General features: G+C 69.8%; 8 protein-coding genes. 5 read left to right on the top strand and 3 right to left on the bottom strand.

Translation table 11 applies throughout. The annotated features are described in order from the left end of the window. Together allB and add are read right to left on the bottom strand one after the other, a co-directional pair. On the bottom strand, nucleotides 1-1,420 hold a 1,420-nt coding region (gene allB / locus QN350_RS17655; RefSeq protein WP_323516984.1), incomplete at its 3' end, for an allantoinase AllB. A 214-nt stretch (nucleotides 1,421-1,634) separates the two neighbouring features. After that, entirely contained in the window at nucleotides 1,635-2,663 is a 1,029-nt protein-coding gene (gene add / locus QN350_RS17650) for an adenosine deaminase (RefSeq protein ID WP_322139598.1), read from the bottom strand. 235 nt (nucleotides 2,664-2,898) lie between these two features. On the opposite strand from add, the gene QN350_RS17645 reads away from it, so the two are divergent. The 5 genes from QN350_RS17645 (at nucleotide 2,899) to QN350_RS17625 (ending at nucleotide 7,531) form a co-directional block, all read left to right on the top strand. Continuing rightward, nucleotides 2,899-3,999: an ABC transporter substrate-binding protein gene (locus QN350_RS17645; protein ID WP_322139599.1), complete on the top strand. Its 1,101-nt coding sequence runs from the start codon at nucleotides 2,899-2,901 to the stop codon at nucleotides 3,997-3,999. Nucleotides 4,000-4,136: 137 nt separating this feature from the next. Continuing rightward, nucleotides 4,137-4,958, top strand: a complete 822-nt coding sequence (locus QN350_RS17640) for an ABC transporter ATP-binding protein (protein WP_322139600.1) — start codon at nucleotides 4,137-4,139, stop codon at nucleotides 4,956-4,958. Then, nucleotides 4,958-5,770 carry an ABC transporter permease gene (locus QN350_RS17635; protein WP_322139601.1) on the top strand — a complete coding sequence of 271 codons (813 nt, stop codon included), beginning with the start codon at nucleotides 4,958-4,960 and terminating at the stop codon, nucleotides 5,768-5,770. Before QN350_RS17640 ends, QN350_RS17635 begins: the two co-directional genes overlap by 1 nt. Continuing rightward, nucleotides 5,746-6,621, top strand: coding sequence for an ABC transporter permease (locus QN350_RS17630; RefSeq protein ID WP_322139602.1), 876 nt, complete (start codon nucleotides 5,746-5,748; stop codon nucleotides 6,619-6,621). The genes QN350_RS17635 and QN350_RS17630 overlap by 25 nt, the downstream gene beginning before the upstream one ends. Before the next feature lie 223 nt (nucleotides 6,622-6,844). Then, complete coding sequence (locus tag QN350_RS17625; RefSeq protein WP_322139603.1) at nucleotides 6,845-7,531, top strand: class I SAM-dependent methyltransferase; 687 nt, start codon at nucleotides 6,845-6,847, stop codon at nucleotides 7,529-7,531. Between the two features lie 65 nt (nucleotides 7,532-7,596). Here the strand turns inward: QN350_RS17625 and QN350_RS17620 are convergent. Beyond that, the coding region (locus tag QN350_RS17620) for a xanthine dehydrogenase family protein molybdopterin-binding subunit (protein WP_323516982.1) at nucleotides 7,597-9,716 on the bottom strand (2,120 nt) is incomplete at its 5' end.

The following is a 9,716-nucleotide window of genomic DNA, read 5'->3' as shown; positions in this document are numbered from 1 at the left end:
GCAGGGCGCCTCGGGGCGGGTCTTCCGGTGGGGCGGATGCCGCGGGCGACGTGACCCCGGTCACTCCGGCACCCGAAGGCCCGGTTTCGTGCACGAGCGTGCCGGCGAGCCAGGTGGAGTGCACCCGGCCCCGGAGTGTCGCGCCGTCGAACGCGCTCACCGGGTTCTTGTGCTGCAGGGCACTGACGTCGACGGTGAACGACTCCTCCGGCGCGAAGGAGACGAGGTCGGCATCCGCCCCCTGCCGGATCGTCCCCTTGCCGGGCAGGCCCGCGAAGCGTGCCGTCGCGGCGGACATCCAGCCGAGCACGCGCTCGAGGCCGATCCCGGAGGCGCGGGCGGCCGTCCAGACCGCGGGCAGGCTCAGTTCGAGGCCGGAGATGCCGCCCCAGGCGAGGCCGAAGTCGCCGCCGTGGCCGAGCTTGAGCTCGGCGGTCGCGGGCGAGTGGTCTGAAGCGACGAGGTCGATCGTGCCGTCGAGGAGGGCTTCCCAGAGCAGCTCTTGATTGGCCGCGTCCCGGATCGGCGGGCAGCACTTGAAGGCGGTCGCCCCGTCGGGGATCTGCTCCGCGGCGAAGGACAGGTAGTGCGGACAGGTCTCGACCGTGATCGGGAGTCCCTCGGCCCGTGCCGCCCGCAGTCGCGGCAGTGCGGCGGCCGCCGAGAGGTGCAGGATGTGCGCGCGCACGCCGGTACGGCGCACGGCGTCGATCACCCGGTCGATCGCGCTCGCTTCGGCCTGCGGTGGGCGGCTCGCGAGAAAGCCGGCGTATGAGCGCCCGTGGGCGGGCGGGGCCGCGTCGAGCTCGGCGGGGTCCTCGGCGTGCACGAGCAGCAGGCCGCCGAACGCGGCGATCTCGGCGCCGGCCGCCAGGAGCTCCGCTGAGGAGAGGGCTGGGAACTCATCGACGCCGGAGGGGGAGAGGAAGGCCTTGAACCCGAACACGCCGGCCGCGTGCAGTTCGTGCAGTGTGCCGAGGTTGCCGGGGACCGCCCCGCCCCAGAAACCGACGTTCACGCTCGACTGCGGCCCGGCGGCCGCACGCTTCAGCTCGAGGCCGCGCACCGTCGTCGTCGGCGGGATGCTGTTGAGCGGCATGTCGATCACGGTGGTGACCCCGCCGAACATCGCGGCGCGGGTGGCGCTCGCGAAGCCCTCCCAGTCCGTGCGGCCGGGCTCGTTGACGTGCACGTGGGTGTCGACGAGGCCGGGCAGAAGAACCAGGCCCTTCGGCAAACGGATGTCCGTGGCCCCGCCGTCGTGCAGGCCGGACTCTGCGATCGGTCGCGTCTCGACGGGTTCGTCGACCGGCAGGATCGCGGTGACGATCCCGCCCGTGATCGTCACCGCCCCCGGCGCGAATCCGGCAGGGGTGAGCACGGCTTCCGCCCGGATCACCCGGTCGACTCGTTCGCGCATCGGTCCTCCTGCCTGCTGGAATCCACGGCCGTGAGGCCGACCAGATGGTCTAGCAAACACCCTAATCAGGGCCTCGGGACGCCAATCGGGACTCTCGAAACGCGATCGTCACATGCCGGTCGGTTGCCCGTAATACGACCCCCGCGGGCGCCCCCGCGCCCGGCCGTTCCGGGACCGGGGTCGACGAATACCCCGGCCCCGGCCCGGTCTCCGACTAGGCCGGGTTCGCCGCGAGGTAGTCGTCGATCTCGGAGAGGTATCCCTGCCGGTCGGCGTCGGACAGCCAGCTCGCCTCGAAGGAATTGCGGGCCAGCTGGACGAGCTCGTCCCTGCCGACGCCGGCCTGCCGGGCGAACGCCGTGTAGGTGTCTGCGACGTAGGCGCCGAAGTAGGCCGGGTCGTCGGAGTTGAGGGTGACGAGCACGCCGAGGCCGAGCAGCTCGACGATCTCCCGCGCCTTCATGTCCGCCGTGACGAAGCTGTTCGAGACCGGGCAGCAGGTCAGGCCGATCCGGCGCTCCCGAACGAGGGCGACGAGTGCCGGGTCTTCGAGGATGTTCGTGCCGTGGTCGATCCGGTCGACCCTGACCTCCCCGAGCACCTGGCGGATGTTCTCGATGCTGCCGACCTGGTCGATGTCGCAGTGCATCGTGAGCCTGAGGCCGGCCTCGCGGGCGAGCCGGAACACCTCGGCGAACTTCGCCGGGGGATTGCCGCGCTCGTCGGAGTCGAGCCCGACCCCGACGATCAGGTCGCGGTAGGGCAGCGCGGCCGACAGGGTCTCGTGGGCGCTCTCAGCGGATGCATCACGGAGGAAACAGAGGATCAGCTCGGCCGAGAGGCCGTAACCGGCGGCATCCGCTGCAGAACGGTGCAGCCCCGTGATCACGGTTTCGAAGGGCACACCGCGGGACGTGTGCGCCTGCGGGTCGAAGAACGCCTCGACGTGGCGCACCCCGTCGGCGGCGGCACGGCGGAAGTACGAGGTGGCGAGGTCGTAGAAGTCCTGCTCGGTGATCAGCACGTTCATTGCGGGGTAGTACACCGCGAGGAAACTCGCGAGGGAGTCGAAGGCGTAACTCGCGCGCACCTCCTCGACCGTCGACTGGCCGATATCGATCCCGTTGCGGGTGGCGAGGGCGAGTTTGAGGTCGGGTTCGAGGGTGCCTTCGAGGTGCACATGCAGCTCTGCTTTGGGCAATCCGGACACAAACGCGGCAGTAGGCTCAGTAACGGACGGCATCGGGGCTCCTTTTCGGGCGGACGCCGTGACCGTATCACGCGGCAGATGCACTTTTCCTCCCGCGACGGGCACCCAGAATGCTGCAACACGACGGAAACACTGTCGAGGTCGCAGCGTCATCTGCGGGGTCTAAATTCAGGGAACCCGCACGTATGCCGCACGGTATCACAGCAGCCGTTTTCCCTGACGGCACCCCCAACGGCACCCCACGAGCACCATCGAGAGGAACAGCTTCATGACCCGGACCCAAGGTTTAACAGCACACCGTTCACCGGCAGGGCGTCCCGCCCGTCGTATCCTGCAGGGCGTCGCCGCCGCTGCGGCCGTGACCATCGCGTTGACTTCCTGCGCGACGAGCTCAACGCCCGCCTCCTCGGCCTCCGCCGGCCCGGCATCCTTCGGCACCGCGAGCATCCAGCTGTCCTGGATCAAGAACACCGAGTTCATGGGCGAGTTCCTCGCCGACTCCAACGGCGACTTCACCAAGGCCGGCTTCGATTCCGTCGACCTCATCGCCGGCCCGGCATCCGCTGAAGCGGGCGTCATCTCCGGCACCGTCGACCTCGGCATCGGAAACGCGATCTCGACCGGAACCGTCATCGCGAACGAGGGCGCCCCGATCAAGATCATCGGCGCCACGTACCAGAAGAACCCGTTCTCCATCCTCTCCCTCGCGAAGGTGGGCAACATCAAGACGCTCGCCGACCTCAAGGGCAAGAAGATCGGCGTGCAGGCGAGCAACCAGAGCCTGTGGGACGCATTCCTCAAGGTCAACAACATCGACCCGACCTCGCTGACCACCGTCCCGGTCGAGTACGACCCGACCCCGCTCTTCAACGGCGAGGTCGACGGCTGGTTCTCCTACCTCACCAACGAGGGCATCGACGCCGACCTCAAGGGCCTCGGCCCGGTCAACCTGCCGCTCGCCGACAACGGTCTCCCGTTCGTCGCGGAGACCTTCACGGCCTCCGACAAGGAGATCTCGGGTGACCGCGCGAAGCTCAAGGGCCTCCTGATCGCCGAGATCAAGAGCTGGGCCGCCGCCATCAAGGACCCCGCCGCCGCCGCCAAGCTCACGATCGACAAGTACGGCGCAGACCTCGGCCTCACCATCGCGAAGGAGACCAAGCAGGCCACGATCCAGTCGACCGACCTCATCGTCAGCGACGACACCGCCAAGAACGGCCTGTTCACCATCAGCGATAAGCTGCAGTCGGAGAGCATCAAGACGCTCGCTGCCGCCGGTGTCACCATCACGGCCGACAAGCTTTTCGACATGAGCCTGCTGTCCGAGGTCTACGCGGAGAACCCCGACCTGGTCAACTACGCCAAGTAGGTCTTTCCCCCACCAGGTCACAACGCATCACCCGCAGTACGCATCACCAGTAGTACGCAGCACCCGCAGTACGCAGGCACATCGAAACGCGGCCGCCCCGAAAGCGGCCGACGACGCCCAGTAAAGGAATACACCCTGTGAGTACGACCGATGCCGGTGTCCAGAGCAACGCTCTGGGCACCGGTCTCCACATTTCCGGGCTCCACAAGGTCTTCACCGTGGGCCGGAAAGAAGTCTCCGCGCTCGAAGACGCCACCCTGCACACCGACAAGGGCAGCTTCCTGTCCCTGCTCGGCCCGTCCGGCTGCGGCAAGTCCACGATCCTGCGGATCCTCGCCGGCCTCGAAGAGGCCACGAGCGGCACCGAGATGGTCGACGGCAAGAGCCCGGCCGAACTCCGCAGCGGCCACGAGCTCGGCATCGCGTTCCAGGACGCGGCCCTGCTCCCGTGGCGCAGTGTGCGCGGCAACATCAAGCTCCCGTTCGAGGTCGCGCGGATGCCCGTCGACGAGGACTATGTCTCCGAACTGATCAAGCTGGTCGGCCTCACCGCCTTCGAGCACGCTAAGCCGGCCCAGCTCTCCGGCGGGATGCGGCAGCGCGTCTCGATCGCCCGGTCCCTCGTGCTCAAGCCCTCGGTGCTGCTGCTCGACGAGCCCTTCGGCGCCCTCGATGACATGACCCGCCAGCGCCTCAACATCGAACTCCTCAGGATCTGGACCGAGAAGCCCGCGACCACGATGATGGTCACGCACGGCATCTCGGAGGCGATCTTCCTCTCCGACCAGGTCGCGGTGATGAGCCCCCGCCCCGGCCGCATCAAGGAGGTCATCGACATCGACCTGCCCCGCCCGCGGCATCCGGACATGATGCGCTCCCACGAATTCCACGCCCTGCACGACCGCGCCTCCGAACTGCTCTTCAGCCCCGACGCCCTCTCCGTGGCGGAGACGGACTGATGCGCGGCTTCGCCACGTTCCGCACGCTACCGGCCTGGGCGACCGGGCTGATCGGCGTCGCCGCCGTCATCGTGCTGTGGTGGCTCGGTGCGACCACGATCTTCCGCGGCATCGGGACAGTGCCGGGCGGGGCGATCCCGACGCCGGGCGCCGTCGTCGCCCAGCTGATCTCCGACGGGTGGGCGTTCTACCTGTCCCACGTGTCGATCACCGTCGGCGAGGCATCCGTCGGGTTCCTCTGGGGCAACGCGGCCGCGCTCGTGCTCGCCGGCCTCGTGCTCGTCGTTCCGCGGATCGAGAAGGTCGCCCTGCAGATCGCGGTCATCACCTACTGCATTCCGATCGTCGCGATCGGCCCGATCGCCTACATCGTGATCGGCGCCCCGCGCGGCGGTGAACTCTCCGGCACCGCGATCTTCCTCGCGGCGATGTCGGTGTTCTTCACGACCGTCGTCGGTTCCCTCGTCGGTCTCAAGGCCGCGACCCCCGCGAGCCTCGACCTCGTCAGCGTCTACGGCGGCGGACGCTTCATGCAGCTGCGCAAGGTGCGGCTGATGGCCGGGCTGCCGAGCGTGCTCTCCGCACTGCAGATCGCGGCCCCCGCCGCTCTGCTCGGCGCGATCCTCGGCGAATACCTCGGCGGCGTCGACCGCGGCCTCGGCATCGCGATGCTCGCTGCCGGATCCGCGGCGAACGTGGACCGGGTCTGGGGGCTCGCGCTCGTCGCCGGCCTCCTCGCCGGGCTCGGCTACGGCCTCTTCGGGCTGATCAGCAGGCTCGCGACACCATGGCTGACGGGACGGAGCTCCTGATGGCCCTCGAAACCATGTCGGCGGCCCGTCCGCCGAGCACCGCGAAGGTCGTCCGCGGCCTGGGCGCCGTGGTCGGGCGCTCCGCCCTCACCGGGCTGATCACCCTCGTCATTGTGCTCGTCGCCTGGCAGGGCCTGATCCTGCTGCTCGGGGTGTCGCCGTTCATCGCGAAGGGACCCCTCGACGTCTGGAACTGGCTGTTCACCGTTCCGAACGCAGCCGTCAATCGCACGACGATCCTGACCAACCTCACGGTCACCCTCGGGGATGCCTTCCTCGGCTTCGTCGCCGGCCTCGTCGTCGCCCTCGTGCTCGCGATCGCGTTCACGCTGTCGCGCGGCATCGAGAGCGCGCTGATGCCGATCGCCCTGCTGCTGCGGTCAGTGCCCCTCGTAGCGCTCGTGCCGGTGATCAGCCTGATCACCGGGCGCGGGCCGAGCCTCGTCGTCGTGATGGGTGCGATCGTGGTGCTGTTCCCGGCGCTCGTGAACATCGCGTTCGGGTTGCGGTCCTCGTCGCCGCAGATCAACGACGTCATCGCCGTCTACGGCGGCAACGCCTTCACGGCGCTGCGCAAGGTGGCGCTGCCGAGCTCGCTGCCGTCGTTCTTCGCCGCCGTCAAGATCTCGATCCCCGGCGCGATCACCGGTGCGCTCCTGGCCGAGTGGCTCTCGACCGGGCAGGGACTCGGCCACGGCATCGTGATCGCGGTCGCCCAGGTCAAGAACTACGAGGTGTGGGCATCCGTCGTGGCGATCACGCTCGTGTCCATCGTCTTGTACGGGGTCGCCCAGCTGGTGGAGAACCTCGTCCTGCGCCGGATGGGCATGGAGAGCCGCACCGGGGCCTAGTCACGCTCGAGCGGTTGGGTGGGCCGTGCGGTTCGAACGCCCCGCGAGCCTCCTCACGCTCGCACTCCTGAGTTGCGCGCCACTTCCGCCGCTCCGCGCGATGCGTGCCTGGCGCGGAGCGGCGCAAGTGGTGCGCACCACAACCCGGGGCCGCAATCAACCCGCGCGCGCGACGGGACCGCGCCCGTAGTGGGCGCACCGGCTCGGGGCTACTGTTCCTGGCATGGAGACGTCACAGAACCGCAAGCCGATGGGCAGTCTCAAGACCCCGGCCCCGGTGCTCAAGGCACTGGCCGCCCAGCTCGGGCATCCGAGCGGCTGGCGCGGCCGACTGGTCGGGCGGATGCTCAACCGACGCAACCGGGGAATCATCCGCGCCGCCGTGAACGCGCTCGAAGCCGCACCGGATGCCCGGCTGGCCGACATCGGGTTCGGGGGCGGTGTCGGGATCGAGCTGCTGCTCGACACGGTCGGACCGGACGGGCACGTCGACGGAGTCGACCAGTCGGAGACCATGGTGGATGGCGCGCATCGGAGGTTCCGCGACGACCTCACCGCCGGTCGGCTGTCGCTGTTCGAGGCGTCGATGGAGCGCCTCCCGCAGGCGGACGCGAGCCTGGACGGCGTCATCACCCTCAACACGTTCTACTTCCTGCCCGACCTCGGCCGGGCGGCGGCGGAGTTCGCGCGGGTGCTCCGGCCCGGCGGCCGTCTCGTCGTCGGCGTGTTCGACCCGGCCGCGATGCAGCGGATGCCCGTGGTCGAGCACGGCTTCCGGGTGCGCCCCACCGAGGAGATCACCGCCGCCCTCGAGAGCGCGGGCCTCATCCAGACCCGGCACCTCCGGGTCGGACATGGCCCGGACGCGTACCACCTGTTGCTCGCCTCGCCCGCACTCCCGCCCGCGTAGCGAGGGGTACCTTTCCGGTCGAGAGGTGCCGGCGCAACGGGCGCTCTTGACCGGAACGGTGACCCTCAGGGGTGCATCAGGCGCCAGATGCGGTCTCGGGACATCGGCAGTTCGTACGGGCGGATGCCGATCGCGTCGCGGACCGCGTTCGAGAGCGCAGGGGCGACCGGGTTGTACGGCGACTCGCTCATCGACTTCGCTCCGTACGGGCCGAGGTCGTCGCTCGTCTCGGCGAAATACACCTCGGTGACGGGCAGGTCCGCGAGAAGGGGCACATGGTAGTTGCGCATCACACTCGTCGTCACGGTGCCCTCGCCGTCGAGGAGGACCTCTTCGTAGAGCGCGGTTCCGATCGCCTGGGCCACGCCCCCCTCGATCTGGCCGCGGCACTGCGCCGGGTTCATCACGACACCGGCATCCGCCGCATGGATCGACTGCAGGATGCGGACCTCGCCGGTCACGGTGCTCACGGCGACCCGGAAGGCCTGCACATTGAAGGCGACCGAGCGCACAGCGCCGTCCTCAGAGCTCGTGCCGCGGAGAACCGTGTCGGCCGGCGCAGCGTTGGTCGCGCCGCTCGCGTGCGGGCCGGTCGCTGCGCGCGCGGCGAGCTCGGTCAGGAGGACGAGGGTGCTGCCGCAGCGGAGACCATCGGCCTCGAGGAGCCAGGCGTCCGCGGGGGTGCCGGGGCGGGCATCCGTCGCCGCCTGCCGAAGCAGCGCGGCGAGTGCGGTCGCCGCACCGAGCACGGCCTTGCCGGCAACGACGACGCCGGCGGAGCCGAAGGCGCCGGTGTCGTAGCCGATCGTGTCGGTGTCGGACTGGAGGATGTCGATGCGGTCGGGGCTCGTACCGAGGGCGGTCGCGGCGAGCTGGGTGTGCACGGTCGTGGTGCCGTTGCCGAACTCGGCGGTGCCGACGCGCACGGCGTAGCGGCCGTCGTCAGACAGGGTGACGGATGCCTGCGCAAAGTGCCCGCGCGGGGGGATCGTTGCGATCATCGCGGTCGCCATGCCCTCGCCGACCCGCCATTCGGGTCCATCGGGCACGGGCGTGCCGTTACCGCGGGCGAGGGCCGCTTCGGCGAGGTCGAGGCACTGGTCGAGGCCGTAGCTGCCGAAGATGAGGTCTTCGCCCTCGACGTGGGTGACCACGAGGGGGTCTCCCGGCCGCACCGAGTTCAGCCGGCGCAGGTCGAAGGCGCTCACCCCGAGGTCGCGGGCGAGATCGTCGAGCGCTGATTCGACACCGAAGATGACCTGGCCGAGGCCGTAGCCGCGGAAGGCGCCGGACGGGAGGTTGTTCGTGTAGACGCTGCGGGCATCCACTCGCTTGTTGGGCACGGAGTAGAGGCTCACTGACTCGGAGCTGCCGTGGTACATCACGCCGGGGCCGTGGTTGCCGTAGGCCCCGGTGTCGCTGAGCACGTCGAGAGCGAGCGCGGTGAGGCGACCGTCGTCGGTCGCGCCGAGGGTGACGCCGACCCGCATCGGATGCCGGGTGGGCGCGACCCGGAACTCGTCGGCGCGGCTGAACTCGTACTGCACCGGGCGGCCCGTCGCGAGGACCGCGAGGGTGACGAGGTCCTCGGTGAGGATCTCCTGCTTGCCGCCGAACCCGCCGCCGACGCGCGCGGTGAAGACCCGGACCGCGGCCGGGTCGAGGTCGAAGACGCGGCAGATCTCGCGCTGCACGAGGAACGGCACCTGGGAGCTCGTCCGCAGCACGAGCCGCTGCTCGGGGGTGCCGGCGTGCTCGAGCCAGCCGATCGTGCCGTGGGTCTCGAGGTGGGTGTGAGCGACCCGCTGGGTCTGCCACGTGCCCTCGACCAGGTGGGTCGCCTGGGCGAGACCGGCCTCGAGGTCGCCGTACTCGCCGTGCAGCTCGGCCACGAGGTTGCGGGCGGGATCGGCGACGCGGCTCGCCACGGCATCCTTCTCGCCGTGCACGAGCGGGGCGCCGGGCTCGGCGGCGAGGGCCGGGTCGAAGACGGCGGGAAGGAGGTCGTACTCGACCTCGACGAGGCGACAGGCGGCCTCGGCGATCGCGACGGTGTCGGCGACGACGGCAGCGACCCGCTGGCCGCGGAATCGGAGCACCCGGTCGAAGACGAGGGTGTCGTCGGGGTCGTCGGTGCGGTCCTCGTGCCGGGCCGTGGAGAAGAGGGTCGCGGGGGAGTCGGCGT

The sequence above is a fragment of the Cryobacterium sp. 10I5 genome (genome assembly GCF_035019865.1).
Taxonomy (GTDB): Bacteria; Actinomycetota; Actinomycetes; order Actinomycetales; family Microbacteriaceae; genus Cryobacterium; species Cryobacterium breve_A.
This window is presented reverse-complemented; position numbering and strand designations above follow the sequence as displayed.